The sequence below is a fragment of the Enterococcus sp. DIV2453a genome (assembly GCF_050533535.1).
GTDB lineage: Bacteria > Bacillota > Bacilli > Lactobacillales > Enterococcaceae > Enterococcus > Enterococcus faecalis.
Map to the genome: position 1 here is coordinate 564,712 of NZ_CP172899.1, position 25,082 is coordinate 589,793.

General features: G+C 32.0%; 26 protein-coding genes and 1 tRNA gene. 25 read left to right on the plus strand and 2 right to left on the minus strand.

Going from position 1 to position 25,082, the window contains the following annotated elements:
* Positions 1-276 precede the first annotated feature (276 nt).
* From IGK03_RS02835 to IGK03_RS02905, 15 genes are all read left to right on the plus strand, one after another.
* A complete protein-coding gene (locus IGK03_RS02835; protein ID WP_002394268.1) occupies positions 277-603 on the plus strand; it encodes a nucleotidyltransferase family protein in 327 nt (108 codons plus the stop codon).
* On the plus strand, positions 593-973 hold the full coding sequence (locus IGK03_RS02840; RefSeq protein WP_010819235.1) for a HepT-like ribonuclease domain-containing protein: 381 nt from the start codon (positions 593-595) through the stop codon (positions 971-973). The genes IGK03_RS02835 and IGK03_RS02840 overlap by 11 nt, the downstream gene beginning before the upstream one ends.
* Positions 974-2,482 (plus strand): cell division protein FtsK, encoded by a 1,509-nt coding sequence (locus tag IGK03_RS02845; protein ID WP_025193938.1) that lies wholly within the window; start codon positions 974-976, stop codon positions 2,480-2,482.
* A gap of 18 nt (positions 2,483-2,500) precedes the next feature.
* Positions 2,501-2,779, plus strand: a complete 279-nt coding sequence (locus tag IGK03_RS02850; RefSeq protein WP_002371427.1) for a hypothetical protein — start codon at positions 2,501-2,503, stop codon at positions 2,777-2,779.
* Complete coding sequence (locus IGK03_RS02855) at positions 2,769-3,056, plus strand: hypothetical protein (RefSeq protein WP_002394263.1); 288 nt, start codon at positions 2,769-2,771, stop codon at positions 3,054-3,056. The genes IGK03_RS02850 and IGK03_RS02855 overlap by 11 nt, the downstream gene beginning before the upstream one ends.
* 9 nt (positions 3,057-3,065) lie before the next feature.
* Complete coding sequence (locus tag IGK03_RS02860; protein ID WP_002410060.1) at positions 3,066-3,473, plus strand: hypothetical protein; 408 nt, start codon at positions 3,066-3,068, stop codon at positions 3,471-3,473.
* A 320-nt stretch (positions 3,474-3,793) separates the two neighbouring features.
* Positions 3,794-5,077 (plus strand): XRE family transcriptional regulator, encoded by a 1,284-nt coding sequence (locus IGK03_RS02865; protein WP_002371424.1) that lies wholly within the window; start codon positions 3,794-3,796, stop codon positions 5,075-5,077.
* Between the two features lie 77 nt (positions 5,078-5,154).
* Complete coding sequence (locus tag IGK03_RS02870; protein ID WP_002393069.1) at positions 5,155-5,766, plus strand: hypothetical protein; 612 nt, start codon at positions 5,155-5,157, stop codon at positions 5,764-5,766.
* Between the two features lie 94 nt (positions 5,767-5,860).
* Positions 5,861-6,883, plus strand: coding sequence for a hypothetical protein (locus IGK03_RS02875; protein WP_016617144.1), 1,023 nt, complete (start codon positions 5,861-5,863; stop codon positions 6,881-6,883).
* 159 nt (positions 6,884-7,042) lie between these two features.
* The gene (locus tag IGK03_RS02880) at positions 7,043-9,790 is read left to right on the plus strand and encodes a SpaA isopeptide-forming pilin-related protein (RefSeq protein ID WP_016617145.1); all 2,748 of its coding nucleotides are present in this window, start codon (positions 7,043-7,045) and stop codon (positions 9,788-9,790) included.
* Positions 9,791-9,929: 139 nt separating this feature from the next.
* Positions 9,930-10,472 carry a hypothetical protein gene (locus IGK03_RS02885; RefSeq protein WP_016617146.1) on the plus strand — a complete coding sequence of 181 codons (543 nt, stop codon included), beginning with the start codon at positions 9,930-9,932 and terminating at the stop codon, positions 10,470-10,472.
* Positions 10,469-10,936, plus strand: coding sequence for a hypothetical protein (locus IGK03_RS02890; RefSeq protein ID WP_016617147.1), 468 nt, complete (start codon positions 10,469-10,471; stop codon positions 10,934-10,936). The genes IGK03_RS02885 and IGK03_RS02890 overlap by 4 nt, the downstream gene beginning before the upstream one ends.
* Entirely contained in the window at positions 10,917-11,903 is a 987-nt protein-coding gene (locus IGK03_RS02895) for a conjugal transfer protein (RefSeq protein ID WP_016617148.1), read from the plus strand. Before IGK03_RS02890 ends, IGK03_RS02895 begins: the two co-directional genes overlap by 20 nt.
* Positions 11,903-12,127 (plus strand): hypothetical protein, encoded by a 225-nt coding sequence (locus IGK03_RS02900; RefSeq protein WP_002371416.1) that lies wholly within the window; start codon positions 11,903-11,905, stop codon positions 12,125-12,127. Before IGK03_RS02895 ends, IGK03_RS02900 begins: the two co-directional genes overlap by 1 nt.
* A gap of 8 nt (positions 12,128-12,135) precedes the next feature.
* Positions 12,136-12,525, plus strand: coding sequence for a conjugal transfer protein (locus tag IGK03_RS02905; protein ID WP_002371414.1), 390 nt, complete (start codon positions 12,136-12,138; stop codon positions 12,523-12,525).
* A 78-nt stretch (positions 12,526-12,603) separates the two neighbouring features.
* Here IGK03_RS02905 and IGK03_RS02910 read toward each other — a convergent pair whose 3' ends face one another.
* The gene (locus tag IGK03_RS02910) at positions 12,604-12,924 is read right to left on the minus strand and encodes a hypothetical protein (RefSeq protein ID WP_229204073.1); all 321 of its coding nucleotides are present in this window, start codon (positions 12,922-12,924) and stop codon (positions 12,604-12,606) included.
* Positions 12,925-13,176: 252 nt separating this feature from the next.
* Here IGK03_RS02910 and IGK03_RS02915 point away from each other — a divergent pair, with 252 nt between their 5' ends.
* The 9 genes from IGK03_RS02915 (at position 13,177) to IGK03_RS02955 (ending at position 23,571) form a co-directional block, all read left to right on the plus strand.
* Positions 13,177-15,681, plus strand: coding sequence for an ATP-binding protein (locus tag IGK03_RS02915; protein WP_016617150.1), 2,505 nt, complete (start codon positions 13,177-13,179; stop codon positions 15,679-15,681).
* Positions 15,682-15,696: 15 nt separating this feature from the next.
* Positions 15,697-17,769 (plus strand): hypothetical protein, encoded by a 2,073-nt coding sequence (locus IGK03_RS02920; RefSeq protein WP_174118761.1) that lies wholly within the window; start codon positions 15,697-15,699, stop codon positions 17,767-17,769.
* 42 nt (positions 17,770-17,811) lie between these two features.
* A complete protein-coding gene (locus IGK03_RS02925) occupies positions 17,812-18,840 on the plus strand; it encodes a phage tail tip lysozyme (RefSeq protein ID WP_174118762.1) in 1,029 nt (342 codons plus the stop codon).
* Between the two features lie 12 nt (positions 18,841-18,852).
* Positions 18,853-19,077 (plus strand): hypothetical protein, encoded by a 225-nt coding sequence (locus IGK03_RS02930; RefSeq protein ID WP_010826866.1) that lies wholly within the window; start codon positions 18,853-18,855, stop codon positions 19,075-19,077.
* Positions 19,074-19,610, plus strand: coding sequence for an EF0163 family protein (locus IGK03_RS02935; RefSeq protein ID WP_002407727.1), 537 nt, complete (start codon positions 19,074-19,076; stop codon positions 19,608-19,610). Before IGK03_RS02930 ends, IGK03_RS02935 begins: the two co-directional genes overlap by 4 nt.
* A 67-nt stretch (positions 19,611-19,677) precedes the next feature.
* Complete coding sequence (locus tag IGK03_RS02940) at positions 19,678-20,037, plus strand: hypothetical protein (protein ID WP_002407726.1); 360 nt, start codon at positions 19,678-19,680, stop codon at positions 20,035-20,037.
* A 67-nt stretch (positions 20,038-20,104) separates the two neighbouring features.
* Positions 20,105-21,574 (plus strand): phage tail protein, encoded by a 1,470-nt coding sequence (locus IGK03_RS02945; RefSeq protein WP_104845319.1) that lies wholly within the window; start codon positions 20,105-20,107, stop codon positions 21,572-21,574.
* A 352-nt stretch (positions 21,575-21,926) separates the two neighbouring features.
* Positions 21,927-22,217, plus strand: coding sequence for a helix-turn-helix domain-containing protein (locus IGK03_RS02950; RefSeq protein ID WP_002407724.1), 291 nt, complete (start codon positions 21,927-21,929; stop codon positions 22,215-22,217).
* 73 nt (positions 22,218-22,290) lie between these two features.
* On the plus strand, positions 22,291-23,571 hold the full coding sequence (locus IGK03_RS02955; RefSeq protein WP_025193939.1) for a tyrosine-type recombinase/integrase: 1,281 nt from the start codon (positions 22,291-22,293) through the stop codon (positions 23,569-23,571).
* Between the two features lie 41 nt (positions 23,572-23,612).
* Here the strand turns inward: IGK03_RS02955 and IGK03_RS02960 are convergent.
* Positions 23,613-23,684: transfer RNA gene (locus IGK03_RS02960), tRNA-Arg, on the minus strand.
* Positions 23,685-23,742: 58 nt separating this feature from the next.
* Between IGK03_RS02960 and rpoN the strand changes: the two genes are divergently transcribed.
* Positions 23,743-25,074, plus strand: coding sequence for an RNA polymerase factor sigma-54 (gene rpoN / locus IGK03_RS02965; protein WP_002361288.1), 1,332 nt, complete (start codon positions 23,743-23,745; stop codon positions 25,072-25,074).
* Positions 25,075-25,082 lie beyond the last annotated feature (8 nt).

Genomic DNA, 25,082 nt, shown 5'->3' on the forward strand with positions numbered 1-25,082 from the left:
GTTATTATAGTACATTGTATTTAAAACTTTATAACGAAACTAGTGAGTATCTTATCCGGTTTTTATTGTTAGATGATTTTTTTTTGAATGTGATGAAGCTATTTTAAACTTGTTAGATAATTTTTTAGAACAATTAGTTAAAGCATATAATAATAAACTGCATGAAGATTTTGATAAGGGTGTTTTCTTTGAGGAATACACAAGTAAAGTGAATTGATTGTGAAATTTGAATGCTTTATAATGGCTTTAGAATAGACGTTAGAAGAGGTGAGAAAAATGGTGATGACAATGAATGAAATTAAAGAGCGTGTGAAACCTGTAGCAGAAAAACACAATGTACCAGTCGTTTATGTCTTTGGTTCTTATGCACGTAATGAAGCGAAAGAAACCAGTGATATTGATTTTGCTGTAGATATTACAGGACAATCAGAAGAAGCCTATTGGAATTTATATGGAGATTTCTTTGAAGAATTAAAAGAAGCTGTAGCGCATGATATTGATTTAGTGGAGCTAGAAACTCTTGTTGATACACAAGATAAACCTGAAAGAAGAGAATTGTTAGCTACCATTTTAAAGGAAGGTGTAAAGGTATTTGAGAGATAGTACAGCAAAGGATTTACGTTTGTTAAGAGGAACGCTGATCTACATTGAAGATATAGAACAGACACTCAATCGTTTTGGAAGGGATTATGAAACCTTCTATCATGATAGAGTGTTTTTTAATACAATCAGTATGTGTTTAATGCAAATTGGTGAATATACTGTTGGGAACAGTGGCTTTTCAGAAGAATTTAAAGAGAAAAATAGTGGTAAAGTTGATTGGAAAAGACTTAGGAATATGAGGAATATGTTTGCACATTCGTATAGCACAATGAATGAACGTCAGATTTTTCGAATGGCTACAGAATATATTCCAGTGTATAAAGAATTTTGTAGACAAGAATTAGCACGGTTAAAAAAAGAAGGTAGGTAAATGGTAAAAAAATTATTTAGATATAGAGGTAGAAGAATTCGTTATTCTTCAAGAAATTTGTTGGCACTCTATAGAGTGTTATTTTTTATGCCAGTTTTTGCTTGTTTAGGCTATTTTGTGGGCTATAAATGGATGTATCCTTTATATCTTTCAAATCCAACTGATTGGAAAATATATATTGTACCAGCGTTAATAATTATAGGTGTCTCGATAGGCTCAATCGTGCTAATTACATTGCTTGTTAAGGCTTCAATTATCAATTCGGGCTATTTTTCTAAAGTAGAACAACGTCAAGTGTTAGCTCGTATGATTATCGACAATGGCTATTATACGAAGAAGCGAGTTAAAGGTAGTGATGGTAAAACAAAAGAAAAAATAAAGTTCCCAAAAATTTATTATAAGTCTGCAAAAAATAGTATTTTCGTTTCATTTGAAACAGCAGGTAATAAATTTCAGGAAAAATTTGAAACCATTGGTGGCTTTTTGGAAACAGCGTTTCATGCGGACAATTTAAATAAAATTGATGAAAAAGGCTTTATTACCTATGAACTAGCTTCTGATGTTTACAATAAGCGTATTTGGATAAAGGATATGCAAGCTGATAAAGGAAAGGTTCAATTAATGAAAGGGTTGTATTGGTACTTTGATAAAGACCCACATTTATTATTAGGTGGTGGAACTGGCGGAGGTAAAACTTTTACCATTTTATCTCTAATTTATGCACTTTGCCGTGTGGGTGAAATGGAAATTTGTGATCCAAAAAATTCTGACTTGATGGCACTAGGTAAGTTACCAATGTTTGCAGGAAAAGTGCATACAGGAAAAATAGATATTGTTAATTGCTTGAAAAATGCAGTTGAATTAATGAATGCACGTTTTGAAATGATGAATAATAGCCCTGATTACAAAATGGGTAAAAATTATGCGTACTATGGTTTAAAGCCTAAGTTTATTGTGATTGATGAATTTGCAGCATTTAAAGCAGAATTAGCGAATGACTATGCGATTGATGGCGATGTAGATGAATATTTAACCCAACTTATTTTAAAAGCTCGTCAAGCAGGGATTTTCTTTATCGTTGCAATGCAACGTCCAGATGGTGAATTTATCAAAACGGCTTTACGTGATAATTTTATGTTTCGAATGTCAGTTGGCCGTCTTTCAGAAACAGGTATTTTGATGATTTTTGGTGATGAAAATAAAAATAAAAACTTTAAATATGTTGAAAAAGTTGACGGTCAAAAAGTCTATGGTCGTGGTTATGTTGCACAAGGAGGTTCAGTAGCAAGAGAATTTTATAGCCCGCAAGTACCACAAGATTTTGACTTCATTCAGGAATTTATCAAGATTTCTAAAGAACTAGGATATGAAGAAATTTCAAAAGAAGTTCAAGAAGAAGTATCTCAAAAAATATCAAAACATGTGGATAAAGAAGCCCTTGCTGAAATTGATGAAGAGTTAGAAGCAGGGCAAGCAAAGTTAGCTAAGTTAAGTGAAAAATTTGGATAATAAGAAAGGAGCTTTTTATTGGATTCTAATGAAATAATAAAACACGTTAGAGAACGAGTATATGTTGAAGTCAAGAAACGATATAAAAAGCCTGATTTAGATACACGTATTCGTGACATTCTCTATGAACAATCAGAAAGCTATGCAAAATTAGTTCGATTTTCTAATGGAAAGCGAATAAAAAAATTAACTGATCCTGTTGAGTTTGAAAAATTTATAGAAAATAAGGGAACTAAAATTGTTGAAGAAGTAATCTTTGCTTTGAATAAAAAGGAGGAAAAAGAAAGTGAAATTTAAATCGCAAGGACAAATGCTAAGTTATGTAAAAGAGAAGGAACAAAAAATAATTAAAGAAATTGACCGAAGAGCAGAAAAAGAAGGAGTTTTAGATAATAATAGATTGCTTGATTATAAGTCTTTAGTGACTTCTATTTTAGATGCAGAAGCTTTTTATGATGAAGATAGACCAGTTGAGGAAAAGAAATTCTCAACATCACAAGAAGTTGATAAGTATTTAGAAACAATATTTAAGGAGCATATGGATTCTGCTTGGAAAGAAATGTTTGGTAAGTAGGTGTTAAGTATGTTTTCGTTTGAGGAAGTGATTTTACAACTTGAAAATAAAATTGCACTAAAAACATTAAAAAACTGGGCGAATAAAATAGAGAGATTAACAGATAAAAAATTTGAAAGGAAATATGCGAAAAATTCTAAAGGTTATACCTATTCGTTTAAAGTTTTCAGTTCTAATGATGTTGAATCCTTTTTTAAATTAATTGATCTAAGAAGTAAAAATATTCCTTTGGATATAGCTATTTCGGATGTTTTTATGTCAGAAGAAGAGAAAAAGAAGAAGGAAACTATTTCAATAACAAAAGCAGAGTTTCGAGAAAATCAAGCAACAGTGAAAGAGCTAATCGATTTAGTAAAGGACGTACTATCAGATAATGCAGAGATAAAAAAACGCTTGAAAGTTTTAGAAATGAAGTAAGGAATGGTAGGAGAGTAGACTAGAAGTTGCTAGGGATTGTTGCGTGCTTTGTAGATAGAATAGGGGTGGCGCCCCAAGGCGCCCGCCCCTATTCTATCGTTAACAAAAGTAGCAACGTATATCCCAAATACTTCTAGTCGTGAGGTGGGCTTGACCCACTTCGAAATTTTCTACCCCCGTTTTATAACATGGGGGTAGAATTTAACATACCATATAAAAAAGTTGCTTAAACACTATGTCTCGCAAGGGATTGAGCGATTATGTTTTTGGAAACTTTTTAGTAGATATTTGGAAACTTTTTTTGGAAGTAGGGTTAAATAGTGAGGGGCGTTGATTTAAAGAGATATAGAAAAGAATTAAAATTGAAACAAATAGAAATGTGTCAATTGTTGTCTATCACTAAAGGTTTTTATTCTAATTTAGAATCTGGAAAACGACCGATTACACAAGAGATGGAGAAAAAAATAGTGGAAGTATTGCATATTGATGGTGGTCATGCTTCGGTAGAAGCAAAAATTGACTTTCTAAGAATACGATTTAAAACATTAGATGTTCGGACAGTTATTGAGAAGTTGTTGCACATGGATATGAACTGGTTTACTCATGAATCGAGAGGGTTTTATCATTACACAGAAACATTTTCATATAGCTCTATTCGGATTTTTCGGAATCCGGAAAATGTGAATATGGGTATCATGTTAGACTTATCAGGTGAAGGTTGTCGCCAATTAGAAGAAATTTTTGAGGAAGATAACAACAGATCGTGGACAGAATTTTTTCGTTCTCTTTATGATGATGATATTTTCGGTCAAGGTATTTTGGTAGATACAAAAATTACACGAATTGATATTGCTCTTGATGAATTGATTGTGAAAGGTCAAGAAAATTTTGATTTGTATATTTTGAAAGAAAAAATGGAACAAGGGCTTGTGGATACTACATTTAAGAATTTTGATTTTAGTGGGGGCTTTGCTTATGAAAATAAAAAAATGGTAAATAAAGGTTTGTCTCTTTATTTTGGCAGTCGTCAATCGCCATTATATTTTAACTTTTACCAAAAAGATTATGAGTTAGCACGAAAAGAAAGTGTAAGTGTTGAGGAAGCAAGAGAAAAATATGAAATTAAAAATCGATACGAAATTCGCCTTTCTGATGAAAAGGCGTTTTTATTTGTCGAATATTTTCTATCGAGTGGTGAATCGTTGGATTGGTTAGTGAAAGAAATTATTAATCAATCTTTGACAGTTTTTGACATTGAAGAGGGTGCGAAAGTTTATTGCAAAGCTTGGTATGATGTCGTAGACAAATTGGAAGGTTTAAAATTGTCTGTTCAAGGTGAAAAGCCTTCTATTGAAAAAACACTTCGGTGGTTATCAAATTATTTAGCCCCTTCACTAAAGATGATTAAAGAGATTGATAATTTGTTAGGAACAAATGAGTTGATGGAACGAATTGATTTAGCAGAACTAAAAGAGAAACACGAGGAAATTATTGAAATGGTATGCGTGGATGCGAAAGATTTATTGTTTACTACTAATCAAAATAGTAGTGTTCGGTCTTATATGGAACAAGAATTTGATTTAGAGGAAGCATATCCATTTTAAAGATTAAGGGGGATATGGATACAATTGATTCGTTATTTTAAATAGATATGAGTTTAGTTGAAAGGAATTTATGAATTATGAGTAGAGAAGTTATTGAACGAAACACGAAAGTAGCAATTGCTATTACTGAAAAAATGAAAAAAGGTAGAAATGATTTAAAAAAAGCCAAAGAAAAAATCATTCAATTAGATAAACAAGGAGAGTTGACGATTCCTTTTTTAAAGACTACTTTTGAAAAGCTTTCAGAATCAAATGAAGAGCTTTTAAAAGAAATTTCAAGATATGATTATACTTATGTGGTTCATGAAGCAGAAATGACGGTTAAAGAGAAAGCAATTTGGGAAGAATTTTTCAATATAAAAAAATTTTATGATAAAGAGCTTTCAGAATTTGCCAGTTTTAAAGAGAAGTATAAATATTTTGAGCCTAAAAATAGTGAAGAATTAAAAAAACAAGCTCGATTGCTGTTAGAAAAGAAAGGGTATATTGTTGATAGTCCATTTGAAGGAGATTTTGAAAGATGGATTGGCGTTTATGCTAGACCTAAAGATAAACCAACTTATTTAGATCCAACTGATGGAGAAGAAGCTGGATTACAAGAATTGTACAGTGTAGATGGATTTAAGCAAGACTTTGCGGAATGGTTTGAGGGAGAAATTGTGGAAGGTAAATTAATTAACATGGTGTAAAGTAGAAGAAATATTGTGATAAAACACACAATTTTTTTTGGGAAAACAAGTATAATCAAGTAAGCCAATATTGTAAAAAAATGGAGGAACGAAAATGGAGAAAAAAACTAAAATGTCAGGGAAAAAGAAAATGTTGGTTGTTGTAGCTACGCTTGTAGTTGTTGGTGGTGGCGCTGGATTAGTTATTCATAATCAGAAAGTTCAAGCGGAAAAAATTGAATTACAGGAAATAGAATCCTACAAAAAGTTACAGGATCAAGCAGATAATGCAATAAAAAAAGCTTATGATACACGTAGCGCTAAAGAGATTAAATTAGCAAAAAAAGTAATTGATCAATTAAAAAATGAAGATAAAAAAGAGCCGATGAACAAGATTTTAAAGCTAGAATCGTTTTTAGCATTAATTAAAAAGACGGATCAATTGCTTTCAATTGCTGAAAAGTCTAAGAAGGACAGTGATGTAAAAGTAGCACAGGAAAGTATTGATTCTGAAAAAGATGTTTATTTAGTAAAAGATAAAAAATCACACCAAATTCGTCTTGATAAATTAAAAAAATCAATTGAGGAACAAAAGAAAAATGAAACTGAAAAGAAGAAAAAATCAGCAGAAGATAAGGCAAAACAGGAGAAAGAACCTTCAACTACTGAAAGCAATGTAGCGGAGGCAACTCCTGAAAAAACAAATAAAGAAAAACCGAAAGCTACACCAACTGTTACATCGGACAATCAAGAAGCTGGTGTGGAATCAGCACAAGAACCAAATAGTCAACCTAGTTCTAATAACGAAGCCGCTGGTTCAATAACACCTGATTATAATCCAAATACAGGTGGTGGATCAACTGGGGGAAATACTATTCAACCAACACCTACCCCAGAACCAACGCCTAATCCGACACCAGCTCCGAGTCCAACGCCAGAACCAACTCCTACACCAGAACCTACCCCAGATCCAACGCCTGATCCAACACCAAGTCAACAATGGGTTGGTTGGTGGAACGATAGTAAGCAATTGCATAGTGTAGGAACATTCAACTCACAATCTGAAGCATTAGCTGCAGCTGAATCATTATATGATGCAAATGGAATGGTAGGAACTTACGGAGCTTCACAATTATAAATGAATACTTTTGTTAGCAGACAACTCATGTATTAATCTGAGTTGTTTTTTTTATTACAGATATATAAAGAAGGTGAGTAATTGACCATGATACGAGCACCTTCTTTTTGTATATATTTTTGATGTTTCAAAATAAATATAAAGAAGAAGGAGAAAGAAATGAAATTTTCAAGAAAAATTAAAAATTTAGCGATGATTGGAGTTATTGGTCTGCAGACTTTGTTTACTGCCGTTCCAGTTAATGCAGTCACCGCTTCAGATGTTTCATTTGATCATAATAACGAGCGTGAGATGTCTGTTACATGGAAAGGAGAAACGAGAGATATATGGACTGCGCCGATTTATTTAGATCAAGGTACTGGAAAAGAATTAGTGTTTTGCGTGGATCCATTTAGTCATGTTTTAGAAGGGACAGGGTATTCAAGTAATCCTTTTGCTTTGAACCGAAAAGCAAATTTGATAAGCTCTCTGTGGAATCTAGCTGGTACTGATTTAGATACAATGTTTGTAGCGCAAGAAATGCTTTATAACGAAGTGGGAGCTGTTGTTCATTCAAACGGTGATTTAACAGAAGAGCAAAGAATGACAATAAAGAAAAAAATTAATGATGTTATTGCAAATTATGAAAAACAACCTTCTTTTCATAATAGTAAGGTAAAACTAACTCTAGGCGAATCTACTGTATTAACAGATACGAATGGTTCGAATTTATCTCAATTTGATGTGGTAGCACAAAATACTGCTAATGTAGATTTCAGACAATCAGGAAATAAGTTAACCATTACACCTAAAAGTACGGCAAATTCTTCAGGTACATTAATCTTGAAAAAAAGTTTACGTGAAGGAACTCCTTTTATATGGAAAAAATCAGGGTCTCAAGAACTGATAAGTTCTGGTGTTTCAGACCCAAGTAAATACAAAATAGATTTTGAGATTGTAACAACAGGTGAAATGAAAATCGTTAAATTGGATAAAGAAACAGGAAAACCAGTTCCAAATACAAAATTTGAAGTAGAATATAACGGGAAAAAGCAAACGGTCACAACTGATACCAAAGGGGAAGCAATCGTAAAAAATATTCCTCATAATGCCAAAGTTAAAGCAACGGAAATTTTTGTACCTGCTCCATATGTCCTAGATAAAAACAATACCAAAGAAGTCGTAGTAAAAGCTGGAAAAACAGCTTCAGTAGAATTTAAAAATGAAGTAGCGACTGGGAAAACGACCTTAATAAAAGAAGATAAAACGACTAATTCTGATAAACCATTAAATCCTACATATCCAATGGTAGGAGCTAAGTATGGTTTATTTAAGGAAAATGGCACCTTGTTAAAAGAATTTACTTTAGATGAGAAACTAACTGCTTCAATGGACAAGTTAGACTTAGGAACGTATTACTGGCAAGAAACGGAAGCGCCAGCAGGATATACATTAGATCCAGAAAAACACGTGGTAGAATTAACATATAAAGATCAAAACACGCCTGTTGTAATTAAAGATTCAGAGAGTATAGACGATGTTATTCGTATGAATTTAGATGGTCAGAAAGTTATTCAAAACGAGACAAATGAAATTTTCAAAAACGGTGTAGAATTTACAGCTACTAATGAACGAACACAAGAAAAAACGGTTGTCACAACGGCCAATGTTGATGGAAAAAATGGATACTTTAAATTCGGAAATCTGCCGATTGATGATTATATCATTACTGAAACAAAAGGTGTTGAAGGCTACAAAAGTATTGATCCTATTGAAGTGAAGCATTCTTATGATAAAGAATCAGATACTTTCACCTTTACAGTGACTGACCAAAAAAGTGGAAATGTATTAAATACAGAACAATTTACACAAAAAGACTTATCTAAAGGCGAAAATGTTGATCTTGGCACGTATACATTAAAGGACAAAGCGACACCTATAGATACACCTTGGGTTGATATTGTTTCTATAGCGCATACTGGAGATGGAAAAACACGTTCGTTTATTTGGGGTAAAGAGGTTAAACTTTACGATGATGTAAAGATTTCTCATACAAATATTCCACTAGGAACAAAACGTGCTTTTGAGGATATATTAGTTGCCGTAACACCAGATAATCAAGAAAAAGATGTTTGGTCTTCTGGAAAAATTGATTATAAAGTAGCCAATGAAAATATGACACAACGAGTAGAAACGAATTATGATTACAAAAAAGATCCAGAGGGGACACGATATTTCTTCAAAGTAATTGGTTACAGTAAAGTTTCTGATACAGAGTATAAACAAGATACCGAGCATAATTTTGATGGCAATCAAAAAAATCAGGAAATTATTCCTGCTCTTCCAGATAAACCTGAAATTAATATCTCCAGTCAAGCACACATAGGAGATAATAGAACTCAAACTTTTATTTGGGGAGAAAAAGTAAAGTTATACGATAATGTAAAAATTTCTCATAAAAATGTCGATGTTGATACAGAACGAGCATTTGAAACCATTCTAGTCGCTGTCACGCCTGATGGAAAGGAAAAGGACGCTTGGACTTCTGGAAAAGTTGATTATAAAGTAACGAAAAAGGATACAGTCCAGACGGTACAAGCTGATTATGACTATAAAAAAGACCTAAAAGGTACTCGCTACTATTTTAAAGAGATTGGTTATAACAAAACAAAAAATAATAAATATGAAAAAGATTCAGAGCATAACATCGGTGGAAAGGAAAAAACACAAGATATTACGCCTACTGTTAAAGAGGTACCTAAGAAAGAACCTAAAACGCCAAGTAATCCGAAACAAGCTGAACATGGACTATTGCCGTATACAGGAGAAGAAGCGAACATATGGCTAATTGGTGTAGGGGTTGTTTTATTAGGTAGTGTCTATGCGCTTGTTCAATACAAAAAACGAAAAAAACATATGAATAAATGATAGAAAACAAATAGTAGGTAAGAATGAATCAATTTCTTACCTACTATTTTATTATTCATTGAACGAATTATAGTGAATACTAAACTTCATATAACGGAGGAGTAGAAAAATACGAAAGAGGTGTTATTGACTAATAAATATGGTGAAGGAATTGTCGAAAGAAGAATTTGTCAATCAGTACATGTTTGATTTTAAGTCATTAATTTTTAAATCCAATAATCCTGAAAAAATAACAGCTAAACAAGAAAAACTCTTGGAATGTGAAAAGAAAATCGCTGTATTATTTTATGAAACGTATAGACGAATGAAGGGGTATCCGCCTGATGAAAAAGAACTGGGGAGGATTGTTCAAAGAAATTTTCTTGACCGTTTAAAGTTATTTCGAGTGGAATATGATGTGATTAGTGAAGAAAAATTTTGTGGTCTACACGTACAAATGGTCAAACAGCAAATGCCATTAGAAAAGTATCAAGCAGATGATTTATCTTATATTTTAGGACGAGAAAAGAAGGTGGCTGCTAATTATTTTCTCACACATGATGATTTTCCAACAGGATACGAAGAATTGATGATAAGTCGTTCTAAAAAAGCAGTTACACATGGATTGGAAGAGTTAAGGGAAGAATTTATGGAAAGATACCATAAATATTACAGAAAAATGGAAAGGAGTTGTATTTTATGAATCAAAATATTATGCCAATTTTTAGAGAGCATAGTAAATTTTACCAAAAGTATTCAAATGTACCAGTTCCTGAAATGCTTCGATTGCATGGATTCATAGTTGATGAAATGCCAATTGATGAAGCAGATATTGTTTATATGGAAGAATATAAAAATTCTTTATTTAAAATGGGGATTATTATTGATGAAGCGCCTTTTAAAAAGGAATTTGTTGCGCAATACGTTTTTCATGGCGGTATAACTAGTTTGATTGCAGAAGGTCAATACTTGAGAAAGCCTAACGGGGATAAAATGTACAATTCGTATTATTTTTATTTGTATAAAGAAGGCTTTCAAACACATAAGGGGTATGTTAGAGAGAGAGTTTATGTTGAAAAGGCGATTAAATCTACTTTTTTAAAAACGTTTGAAAGTTGTTTGGGCTTATTAAGAGTAGGAGGGGAATATGAATTTAAAGAAAATTAAAAAGAAAGAGAAGAAAGAAAAAACACCAAAGGTTAAAACTTTTTCTCAAAAGAAAGCGAATCGGGTTGTGTTAATTGGCGCTAGTGTTTTACTGGTGATGTCAGGAGTTGGTGCGCTTCGAGCCAATGTGATGGCAAGTAATGTAGATAATTTGTATTCAAAAGTGGATACATTAAGTGAACAATCAAAAAAGAATAAAGTTGATAGAGAGGAGCTTGATTATTCAGCCCTCTCTTTTTATGTCGAAAATTTTGCGAAAGAGTATTTGAATTATAACTCGAAAGCTAGTGATGAAGCGAAAAAGGCTCGTATTGATCGATTATCTAAATATTTATCATTAGATGTAAAAAATGTTGATGAAACAGAAAATCTACAAGGGAATGTCTTACGTACGTTTAAAAATACGTCTTTATCACGTATAGAGAAAATGGAAGATTGTTATTTGGTTTATCTAAATGTGAATTATGAATTGGAGAAAGATAAAAAGACTGAAAATGTGACACAGAATATGGTTTTACCAATTCAAGTAAAAGACAATTTGTTTTCAATTGTAGGACGTCCTTATTTTGTAGCAAGTAGTTTACCACAAGGGAAAACAGTACCTCTAAAACAGACAGAAAATTCAATAGATGTTGATGGGAAAGAAAAACAATCTGTAGAGAAATTTTTAAAGATGTTTTTTACAAAATATTCAGTTGGAAACAAACAAGAATTAATGTTGTTAATGAAAAAACCAGCAACGACAGCTGGTCAAGACTCATTTGTTTCAATAGATTCAGGTGATATGAAATTTTTTGATACAAAGCAGAAAGGTGTAACAGGAGTTCAAGTATCGGTTACTTTTTCAGATAACACAACAAAATTAACGCATACTGAGGATTTTTCGCTTTGGTTATCTAAAACGGAGAATTCTTATTTTATTAATACGATGAAACATTACTTTACAGAGAAAGAAGGAAATGACTAATGAATACAGGCAATTTGAGTAGTTTTTTAAGTACAGGTTTTATTACAATTTTAGCGTCTGGTGCGATTATCTTGATTTTAAAACATTGGAAAGGTGCCGAATGGGCAAAAATTGGTTCAGTAATTGTCATTGCTTTAATCTTACAGGATTTTGCGACGAATCAAGGAAAAAATATTTTTGCAGTTGTTAAATGGTTCCTAAGTTTAGTTGGAATTAAGATGTAGGTGAGTATATGAAATATTACGATTATTCGAGGGGCTTAAAAGCCCCTTATTCAATGCAAGTTATTAAGTCGCCTAAAGGTCAAGTGGTGTGGGTATTTGCACAACCTGTTAGTCTATCCTATCTCCTAATTCTATTCTTAGGGATTGTGTTAACTGGTTTGTTTTGGAAAGAAGTACCATTACCACAAATTTTAGGAATTAACTTGAATTTGTTAATCATGTTGTTGATGCCGAATAAAGTTGCTCGTTGGTATTCCGAAAAAGAATTCGAAGGAAAAACAGGCTTTGTTTTTTTAAAAGATGGTTTTGTCTATGTGAAAAATTATGTGTTAGATAGTAGATCAATTGTAGCTTTTGAACGAGTAAAAGAAATAGAAGAGTTTTCATTTAAACGTTAGTACAAAAAGAGAATTATATCTATGAATATAAAAAAATAAGGAGTGCATAGCATTAACTCCTTATTTTTTATGTCTAAATTATGAAGTTTTATATTTTAAATAAAGCATGACTGTACAGACTATTATTCCGATGACTAAAAGTAGCACAGTAACAATACTTTCATTTTTATTTATTTTTTTTTCAGGTCTATAGCTAGGATTAATTTGTTTGGCGTTAAAATCAGTAATTCCAAAGTCTAAAGTAGGAAGTAAAAACAGTAATAAAATAATATATATAATTCCCGCTATAAGGAAAATAGGAGCGTTAGTGAAAAGTGAAATAATGGTACCTATGATTATAGGAATTAAAATATATAAAAAGAATTTGATAACATTTTCTTTTCTCATTTTAATTACCAAATTCAGCTTCTATGGCACTAGCTTCTGAATTAAAAATAAAAGGTGTTACCATTGCGAAAATAGTTAAAGCTAAAAAAACTTTTTTCTTCATACACTTTCCTTCTTTCCAATTATTATTTAAAAGCTATATTAAATATAGCTTTATTTTATAATAACTGAATGAAAAAAAGTTGTCCAATAATATATAGAAATTTCTGAAAAATCATTTTTAATGTTAATTACTAAAATAAAATCAACAAGAAAGGAAAAAATATGCAATTAGAATATCCATTAACGAATCATATGAAAGGAAATATTGTTTTAACACAAGAAAAAACAGCGATAGCATACTATCGTGTTCGTTCTGAAACGGTAATGTTGACTGATGTTGAAAAGAAATTAAAAACGAAAAGAAAAGTTGCTCGTGCGTTAAATCGTTTAAAAGCAAATGATGGATTTGAAATTAACCTTTTGCCAGTTAATGCCGACATTCGAGGGAAAATGGGTGCTATGCGCTCTTTAATAGATTCTAATAATTATGAAGTAGGCGTAGATAAATTAATGAAAACGGCAATGGTTTTAGAACAAGAAATGGGTATGGTTTACGAATATACGTGGATTATTGGTGTGCCTTTAATCAAGAAAGATCTCGCTGTTGATTTAAAAGAAACCGTTACTAACTCAATTAGCAACGTATCGGAAAAGTTTGTCAAAGGCTTAGGTTTTGATGTAGAACTGTCGGAGTGTTGGGAAAAAGATTATCGAGAGCAAGAATTAGAAGTCTACCAAAATTTATCTGAATTGTTAATTGAACGATTAACAGAAGATGAATTGTACTATTATCAAGCGTATCAATTTTTAAAAAATATTCCACATGAGCGACAAGATGTTCTTTCTAGTCAAAACTTAGATAATTTAATGGCAACAAAAATTAAACCATTGTTCGGTGGAGGGCTTCATTTAAATTGTGATTATGGCGAAAGCTATATATCCTACCTTCCAATAGGAGATGTAGGTGTTTTTCTTGATGGTAATCATTTTTTAGAGGTCGTTCAAAAAATGCCTTTCCCAGTTGAAGTGAAGATTCAAGCGACTTTTGCAGAAAGTAAAGGGCAATTGGCACTGTCTGGGCGTTCGTCACGTGCAAGAACCCGCACTAAGAATATCATGCAGGAAGCACACTTAGCTGGTTCTAAACAAAAACGAAAGATTGTTGAAGGTCAATTATCACTAGACGATTTAGACCAAAAAATTGATGATGGTGTGGATATTATTGACTGGAAAGCAGTGGTTGTTGTTAGTGGTAGTACAAAAAAACAAATGCGTGCAAGAAAAAAATATTTAATCAATCGTTTTGATAGTTTAGATATTCCACTTATTAAAGCAACGTTTGATAATCCTTATTTATTTCAATCCACTTTGTTTGGTAATTTTATCCGCATGCAGACTTCTCGTTGGCAACACACGTCAACAATTGAATCGTTTGCCGAGTTGAATTTCTTTACTTCACTTCATGCAGGTACGAAGTTAGGCTTTTACCTTGGACGTATTGATACAACTTTAGAAGAAAAAGAAGATAGAAAATCTATTATTTCCAGTTCAAAAAATTTAATTTTTATGAATATGTTACTAGCGAATAAACAAAATGTTGATGGGAAGAAAACAAATAATCCCCACTGGGCTTTAACTGGCGATACTGGGAACGGAAAATCGGTTACAGCTAAAACATTGTTTATGCAAATGGCACTTTTAAAAGACAGAGTGTTATACATTGATCCGAAAAAAGAAATGCGAAAGCAATTTATGTATACAATCAATGCCCCTGAATATCAAAAGAAATATCCTTTAGATGTTGATTTTGTGAAGTCCTTTAATTTCGTCACTTTAGATGTTCGTGATACGAAAAACCATGGCGTCCTTGACCCGATTATTCTATTTAATGAAACAGAAGCCACGTCTACCGCTAAAGCGATGATAACGAATGTTTATGATGGTACATGGAACTTAAAACAGAAAACAGCAAGTAATGAAGCTATTACAAAAGTAATTTCTGAACGAAAAGCAGGAAAGAAAGTTGGATTCTGGCATGTTATTGAATTGTTAGCTGAGAGTGAAATCTCGGATGTTAAAGACATGGGGAGATTTTTATTGTCAACAATCAAAGGGTCTGTTTTAGAATTGGCGTTTTCTCATGGAGAAGTGGAAGGTTTGTCATTCGATAGAAAAGTAACCATTTTGGAAATCGAGGACTTAGATTTACCAACTGATAAAAATGAAAAGTTAGATGAAAATAAACGGTCGTCAGTTACACTGATGTTTGCTTTAGGAACGTTTTGTTCGAAGTTTGGTTCAAGAAATCCAAAAGAAGAAACAGTGACGTTCTTTGATGAATCTTGGATTTTTCAATCTTCTCCTGAAGGTAAAGCAATTTTGAAATCTATGAAACGTATTGGCCGTTCGTTTAATAATTTCTTAGTATTGATTACACAATCAACAAACGATTTAGATGATAGTGAAGATGGTACTGGTTTTGGTACAGTGATTTGCTTTGATGAAGTACAAAATCGAGAAGGTGTTTTGAAATATCTCAATTTACCAGTGAACGAAATTAACATGAAATGGGTCTCAAATATGGTTCAAGGTCAGTGCTTAATGAGGGATATGTTTGGTCAAACCAATCGAATTGTTGTTCATGTTATTTTTGAAGAATGGTTGGAACTATTCAAAACCGTTGATGATACAGAAGCTTCTAAAATGGAGAACCGCTTTGTTGCATAGGAAGGAAGTGAGAATATGCAGTATCTAATTGACAGTTATAGTGCGTATACGGTTGATGGTGGTTTGTTGGATAAAGGATGGCAAGTAGTAAATTGGTTCTTTGTAGATATACCATTCTTTATCTTACGAATGTTTGCTTCTTTCTTCCTTTTTTGTGAGAATGTCTTAAATCAATCTAGTTTCTTTGAAGGAAAACAAGAAACGGTATTGAATATGTCAAAAGATGTTCTAAGTGGCTTTGGTGGCAAGGGGTTTAGAGATGGTTCTTTACTTGCATTAGCGATTCTTATTAGTGCGTATTATCTGCTGTATCACTTTTTCTCTAGTCGAAGAAACTTTTCAAAGGTATTTCTTCATTATATAGGTGTAGTTGCATTATTCTTGTTTTGGTTTGGAAATATTGCATATACTAATCCAGAAACCCATGTGCAAGAAGAATCTAGTGGTTCTACATTTTTAATTAAATCAATGAATGAATTTGCTAAAGGAGTACAAAGTACATTTACGGCAAGTGCCAATTTAGGAACAGAAGGCTCTAAAGATGGAGAAGTATATCAAAGTCCAATTTTTGATGCGACAGTAAAACAAACATTTAATTTTGTAAATAGTGGTTCGCTTGATGGAAAGATGGAGAATGGTAAGAAGTTAGATGAAAGTAAACTACTAGAAAAACCTAAATTATCTAAGGGAGAGAAAAAAGACTTTGAGAAGGATAGAAAAACATATATTAATGACCATGAAAAATATAATCCATATTTTGCACAGGACGGAGCAAAAACAATGGAAAAAGCTTTTGGTGTTGGTGTGGGTTTAGTAAATTTAGCAGTTTTGGCAGTGCCTGTCACATACATTAATATAATGATCAATGTCATTCAAATCATTGTTGATTTACTCATTCTTGTTTTTCCAATTATTGCGTTAGTGTCTTTCTTCCCTCGTTGTCAAATGATGATGTTTAAATTTTTTAAAGCATTAATTGGTATTTTGTTTTTACCAGTTGTGTTCGGTATCTTTTTGTCTGTGTTATTTTGGATCAATAAGATAATTGACCAAGCGTTTTTAGGATTGATGGATAAAGTAAGCGGTAGTTTATTAATTGTGATGTCTGGTGGTGTTTTTCTTTTAGGCACATTAATTGTTACGGCACTGGTTAAAATCATTTTGTATCGGAAAATTTGGAAAAGCAGATATAAAATTTTATCATTCTTTTCTGATGGTCAAGTTCAAGAGCCTTCTTTTGAAGCGAAAATGAATGAAAAAACAAAAGAAACGGTTGAACGTACAGGTGAAGTTGGCGTTGGTGCAGTAAAGGCAGGTGTCGGTGCTTCGACTGGGAATTTAGCGTTGGTTGCTGATGGCGCTAGTCATTTAATGCCAAAACATGATAAAGCATTAAACTTAGCAAAAGATCATTTCGTTGATGACAATGGGCAATTTGCTGGGGTGAAAGCAGGATTGAATTCATTATTGAATCGTCCTACTCAAGAAGAACAACAACCATTAAAAGATGATTTATTGCCTGAAGAAGAAATTGTGGAAGTAGAAGAGCCAACCAATGTTGATAATGAGGAAGTAGAAGAAATAGAAGAAATAGAAGATAAAGCTTTAACTGATGAAGGGGATAATTTTGAAGATTCAACAGATGATGAAATGGATAATTCTTTAGAAGAAATTGATGTTCCTATCTTAAATGAAAACGTATCTGATTCTGATACTTCTTTAGCTGATGAAAATAACATTGAATTAGAGCCAACTATTGAAAATGAACTTGATAATGTAGAGGCAACTATAGAATCGAGTGAAAATGATAGAGAAGAGCCAATTCAAGAACTTGATGAGCAAGAAATAGCGGACAATTTAAATGTTAGGGTCGATAATTTCGATGAGTTGGCATTTGCTCGTGAAGAACGTGCCTTTTTTGATGGTGGAGAGGATAGCGAGTTAATCATAAATAATAATGATTCATTAAATAACGTTTATTCATTTTACCAAACAGAAGAAAACTTCAATAATTTAGAACAAACAGAGGAACAGTTTTTTGGTAGTGTGAACACGGAAGAATATAATTTTGATGTTGTAGAGGGCTGATGAAATGATTATCAGCCTTCTTTTTTGTTGAAAGGAGATACCATGAAGATTTTAGGTAAGGTTTTAATTGTTAGTTGTTTTATTTTCATACTTCCTTTTTTATTATTTTTAGCTGTGTTCTCTTCAAGTGAAAATGGGGATTCTTCCCAGTTTCAGCCAGCTACTCCACAAGAAAAAGTTGCGTTAGAAGTTTTAAATTTTGTTACCTCAAATGGAGGGACAATGCAATTTGCAGCTGCTTGGATTGGTAACATGGAACATGAGAGTGGTTTAAACCCTGCTAGAATCCAAAGTGATTTGACTTTTAATTCTGCTATTGCTTACAACCCTAGTTTAGGCGGTTATGGTATTGGATTAGGCCAATGGGATTCTGCACGCCGAGTTAATTTATTAAATTTTGCAAAAGGCCAAAAAAAAGAATGGAAATCAGTTGCCTTGCAAATGGATTTTGCGTGGAATCATGATGGTTCTGATAGTGACCTACTTAAAAGAATGTCTAAATCAAAAGATGTAAATACACTTGCGGTAGATATTTTGAAGCTGTGGGAACGAGCTGGAACAAAAGATGACCCTGCAGAGCAAGTAAAAAGAAAGGCTAGTGCTAATAATTGGTATAAACGTCTTTCTACAGGTTCCATGGGCGGAGGTTCAGCCAATGTTGGTGGCGGAAAAATTGATGTTTTGGAAAAAGTAATGGGACAAACTGTTAATGGTGGACAGTGCTATGGATTGTCTGCTTTTTTTGTTGAAAAACAAGGAGGTTTTCAAATGATGGGTACAGGACATATGTTTGCGAGTGAGATTGGTAATGATTATAATTGGCCGTCAATAGGTTGGAAAGTGATAAAGAATCCAAATTACTCGGATATTAAAGCAGGAGATGTCATTAATTTTGGTCAAGGTGGTGTGGCTACTAGTATTTATGGACATACTGGTGTAGTGGCAAGTGTTGAAGGTAAAAACAAGTTTACTACTTATGAGCAAAACGCTGAACAAGGTCAAATTGTTGCTAAATATTCTCGAACTTGGGGATTAGATTTCCCGCATGTGACTAGCATAGTAAGAAAATAGGAGGAAATGTGAATGTTTTTGAGTAAGAAAAGTAGTTTAACTAATCGTCAGATAAAAGAAATCTGTTCGAAATTTAAATGTAGAAAAAATGAATTTGCAGTACAAAAGTATCAAGATGGTTTTTTAGTAGCTGTGAGCAATAAAGAATATCGTGTCAAATTTTCTGAAGGAGTTTTTTCAAAGATTGTGTATGTTAAAGAGGTACAGCGTATTCAAAAGAAAGTAGGTAAAAAATGAAAAAGTTAAGTTTAGTAGTTTTATTGTTAGGCGTTGGATTAATTTTTTCTGCTTGTGGAGGAAATACTAAAGTTCATGAAACGGTAGCTTCGTCAACGATTGAATCTGTTACCATGAAGGCAGTTGATGATATAACTTCTACGAAAAGAAGTGAAGTAATTGAAAAAAGTAGTACGAAGTCTACACAGAGTAAGGAAAAATTAGAGGAAGAGCAGGGGGCTACCAATGAGCAGTTAGTGGAGGATTTTGGAAATGCTTATGCTAATTTTTCTAGTATCAATAATCGCAACGAAAAATTAAAGAAATTAATGACTGCTGAATGTGTAAAGAAAAATGGTATTGATGTGAAAACTGGTGCGAAATTGGAAAGTAAAGGTGAAGTAAGTTCAATATATCAAAATGATAAAAAGGAATATGCAGTCTTACTTGATTGTGAGCAAAACGGAACGAAAACAAAAGTACTTTTATTGGTAAAAGTGAAAGGAAATAAGGTAGCAGAAATGACCTATAATTCTGTAAAACAAGAGTATTAACCTTGATATATATGGATTTGTACTTTAGTTAATGGTACAATATATGTATAAGTAAGGAGATAGGAAAATGAAAAAGGTAATTTCAATTTTGTTGATGGTTGTTGCAGTTTTCACATTAGCTGCATGTAATAGTTCTAAATTAGATAAAACTGGTGAAGATTTTAAAGATGAAATAATTAAAGAAGAATCTTATAAAGATTTGAATAAGGAAGAAAACTTTAGTTTTTTAATTTATAAAGATAACGATACTAAACGGTACTTAGCTGATGTTTGGGTACCTGCAGATAATAAAAGTAGTATCTTAGAACGATTTTATTTTTATGATGAAGATAAGCGGTTAGATAGTACTGAAAGCAAAGTAACCTTTGATGATATGAAAGCTAGTGGTAACTATGAAGTAATTTATAAATCAGGAAAGTTTAATTGATTAAGTATTTTCAAATTTAGTAATGGTACTCTAAATATTAAAGTTTTAACAAGTCAAAGGAGATAGCATGATAGCATTTTTTATTTTATTCAATGGATTCATTTATGTGTTCGATTCTTTTTTTAGTATATTTTTTAATTCTGAAATTTTTCGTGATCTAAGTTATTTCTATATTAAATTTAGTGATGATCTTTATAAATTAACATATGACGGTCTTATAGCAACTTCGGCGGCTATATTAGCATTGCTCGTGCCTATTTCATTTTTTTTAATAGAAAATGTAGGTAATAAAGATTCGGGTTCAATTGAATGGGATAAAACTATTATATTTAAATATGTGATTGGTATAAAAACGTTAGTTGCACTGTCGTTCATAACTTTTACTCTAATTTTTTGGGATTTTTTATTAATAAGACCACTTTTGTTTTTTATATATGTATCTGGAGTTACAATGATGTTTTATTTCTTTAGAAGATGCTACAAATGGATTATGATTAGAGACTCAAAGGGAATGAATTATAGGAATAAACTTAGAATTAAAATGCTTGATGGATTAAGAGAAGATAGGGATTTAGATATATGGATTACAGTTTTAGGAAGTAATTTTAGTATTGTAGATTTAGATGAAAAAGAAATATTGGGTATATATGTTAGGTATTATAAAGATAGAAACAGTTATGAGACAAAAAGTAAACTTCTTTTGGAACTTACAAAAAATAAAACTATAATGTTTAATAATAGTGATATATTCCATAGATTTGTTTTTGAAGTGGTAGAAGACTGTTCCTCAAATAGAAATTCAATCTCTAATTTGTATGCTTTTAGAGTTGGCGAATTTTTTGAAAGTTATCTTAAATCTTTAGAGACTGATGAAGGGAAATGTTATAACTTCGCGACAAATTTTGAAGAATTTACAAATAATAATGATGTTGGAGCCTTAAAATATTTTTTTATGGATAGGTTGGAGGGAAGGATATTATTTCATTTTTTATATGATCATTTAGATCGCCCTGCTGAATGGGTAAATAAAATAATTAGTAGTTTTAACGATAGTGAGAAAAAAAGTTTATTGGAATCTATTTTTTTATTGTGGATTAGAGATATGTATAGTAAAAAAAAGAAAGAAATTGATGTTTTTAGATTGAGTAATTTAACAGAAAAAATATTTAATGAATTAAACATGGTTATTTTTCTTGGTTTATTGAATTTTTTACTTTACTTGCAAACTGATGCAAATAGATATAGAGCTAATGATAGAGAAGAAGCAATTAAGGAATATGTTAACAGTAAAAAAAGATTTTACGGAGTTGATAGTGGATTTGTTTTTTGGGGAGATCAAGATGTTAAAGAATTGAATAATACCAGAGATGCAAATACTTTTAAATATTTCGTAGAATCAAGTCATCCAGAATTTGATCCTTTTCATAGACCAAAATTTTTACAAGATATTATTGATATATTAAATTCAATGGACGATGATAAAACACATGTTTTAGAAGGACAGCTTACTAAACTAAAAGAAGCTATAAATGAGTAGTTATTTTATGATGTCTAAAAAACGACTAAACAAGTTTGAAATATTTATATTTATTGTATTATTTGTATAGAATCAATTGGTTTTACTATATTTGTAATTCTTTTAAAGCTTTTTATTTACTCGTAATAAATATGCGATTGTTTTGAATTGTAAGCAAAACGGAATGAATATCAAAGTGTTATTGTTAGTTGGAGTAGAAAATAGAAAAGTTTCAGAAATGACTTATAACACGATAAAACAAGAGTATTAAGTTTGTTTTATAATGAGAATAAAAAGAATGTTTAAGAGTGATGTTTCCTATCATTACTCTTTTTTTGTTTGTAAATATATAGATAAGAAAGGAAAAAAATAAATGAGCGAAATGACAATGCAAGTTTTATTATCAGAAGATCAACAAGAATTAATTAAAAAATCTTTACATGAATTGCTATTAAACGAAATTAACCATCTTAAAGATGGCTTAGTTTCAAATGAAAAATACTTAAAGAAAAAGCAAATATGTGTGTATTTAAATTTATCCAACAATACTGTTGATAGATTGATTGAAGCTGGAATGCCTAGAATTAATATTCAAGGCATTATTTTGTATCCGAAAGAAGAAATTGATGAATGGTTAAAAAAGTATCAATCAAACAGAAAATAATTAACAAATAAAAAGCAATTTAATATATAATCAGAAGGTAGTCTTCTCTTTCTGATAGAAAGGAGAAGTTGAATTGTCAATAACAAAAATGGCAAGTGGTAATTTTAAAGTAGACGTTTATTATCCAAAAGATGTCAGAGAATTTTTAGGACTAACGACAGCTAGATTTAAAAAAACTTATTCTTCGTATGAAGAAGCGTTTCTTGTAGAAAAAGAACTTTTAGAGAAAATAAAACAAGTACAAAAGCAACAGAATGGTAATATCTTTGATAGAAAACAAGGAATTACATTTGAAAATTTTTTTAAGAATATTTATTGGTCAATGTATATTTCTGGGTCGTTAGGAAGTAGAAAAGCGCCGAAAAAAGCAACAATAGATAATGCAGAACGTATATTTAGATTGCATATTTTACCTTTGTTTGGTTCATTTACATTATTTGAATTGAATAGTAATAAAGAACTTTTGGTAAGAGAACTAAATAAAAAATCAAGGGAATATGCGAATATTAAAGCGTTAAAAAGTTATGTTAACAATGTTTTTGATGTGGCAGATTTTTTGGATTATATTGACAACAACAATGTTGCTAAAATTATTCGATATATTGGGGAACCAAAGAAAGATAGTTTGAAAGAAAAACGTGAATTATTAGGGGAATCTTTAAGCGCTAAAGAATTGGTAGTTTGGATTCAAGCTTTTCAAACTGATTTTGAAAAAGGTATTTTATCTTTGCAAGATTATGTGTTGTTTATGTTAACTCTTCATTTAGCAGATAGAAAAAGTGAAAGCTATGCGTTACAATGGAAGCATGTTGATTTTAATTTCGGTGGAAGTATTCTATTGATTCAAAGCAAGGATGCAAAGGGAAATATAACTTCAACTAAAGGAAACAAAAAAACTAGATTTCACATTCCAGAATTTCTATTAAAATTATTGATGATTTGGAAAGAAAAACAAAAAGAAGAGCTATTAAAAATAGGAATTGTACAAACGGATGAGCAGTTTGTGTTTACCTATAAAACGAGAAAAACGAATAAATTAAATGTTCCTGTGCATATTGATTATTTGAATCATAGAATTAATGCTGTGGAAAAGAGACACCCATATTTAGTTCATGCTACACCTCATATGTTTAGACATACATTTAGTACGTTGGCTTATGAAGGTGGAGCTACTATGGAACAAATTTCTCAGATGCTGACGCATTCAGATACAAATATAACAAAGATATATATTAATACTGAAAGCGTGGTAGACCTTTCAACACATGAAAAGTTTGAAAAAAGGCTATTGATGGAAAACTCGTCCCTAGAGTTCGTCCCCAAACGAGAAAAAAGACACTCATTAGGCCAGTAAAGAGTGTCCAGAAACGTTGATAAATCAACATATTTAAATAACGCGCCCTGAGGGAATCGAACCCCCGTCTCAAGAACCGGAATCTTACGTGATATCCACTACACTAAGGGCGCGGCACGAATACTAGTTTAGCTGATATTGACAAAAATTACAAGAGGGAGGACGAAAATAATGAAATTTGAGCAACGAATGTCCCAGCAACAAAAACAAGTCCAGAAGTTGGCCATGACTCAACAGCTTCAACAATCCATTCAAATTTTACAATTTAATACGGAAGAACTGGCTGCCTTTGTTGAAGCGAAAGCACTAGAGAATCCATTAATTGATTTACAAGTAGACACGCAGTACACCACAGATTTTCCGATAACTAGTCGTTCTTACACCAACCAAGACGAAGAAAATAATTATATGAATCAAATTCCAGACTATCATTTATCATTATTTGAGTCTTTAATTGATCAAATTCATTTGAATTACCGCGATACATACTTGCGAACATTGGTTTTGTTTTTAGTAGAATATATAGATGTGAATGGTTATTTAACGATTTCGTTAGAAGAAGCGGCAGAGAAAACCGAAGCAAGCGCCATTCAAATGCTAGATGCATTAACTTTGTTACAACAGCTAGATCCAGCAGGTGTGGGGGCACGCAATTTACAAGAATGTTTGATGCTACAAACAGAACGAGACGATACCGCGCCTAATTTAGCGTATATTTTATTGGAGGAAGAGTTTGATGCCTTAGTGAGTCGTAAATGGGGCCCGTTAGCTAAAAAATTCGGGATTGAATTAGCAGAAATTCAATTGATTTTTGATTATATACAAACGTTATCGCCAGCGCCAGGGAATATTTTTGATGCGACCGAGGAATTGTATATTCGACCAGATTTAACTGTCCGAATCAAGGAAGATCGAATAGTGGTGATTTCCAACAAAGCTGGTCGACCGACATTAAATTTTCAAGAAAATTATTTCAAACGAATGCAAGAGACTGACGACAAAGAAGTCCAAGAATATATTAAGGATAAGAAAAACGAATTTGAATGGTTAGAGCGCGCAGTGAATCAGCGGGGGGATACAATTTTACGTGTAGGGCAAGAAATTGTGCGCCGTCAAGAAGCCTTCTTTTTAGAAGCAGATCGGCCATTAAAACCAATGACTTTAAAAGAAATTGCGGATGCTTTGTCTATTCATGAATCGACAGTTAGTCGTGCGGTCAATGGAAAATATCTAGAAACCACGTTTGGCGTCTTTGAATTGCGCTCATTCTTCTCCACAAGTATTCTTTCATCAGAAGAAGATGGCGAGGATGTCTCAACAACGATGGTTAAAAAGCAACTACAAAAATTAATTGATCAAGAAGTAAAAAGTAAACCGTTATCTGATCAAAAATTAGTCGAGCGATTAAAAGATTCAGGCATGGAAATATCCCGGCGAACGGTGGCAAAGTATCGTGAAGCCTTAGGGATTCCATCTTCATCTAAACGAAAACGATATGAGTAAACAACCAA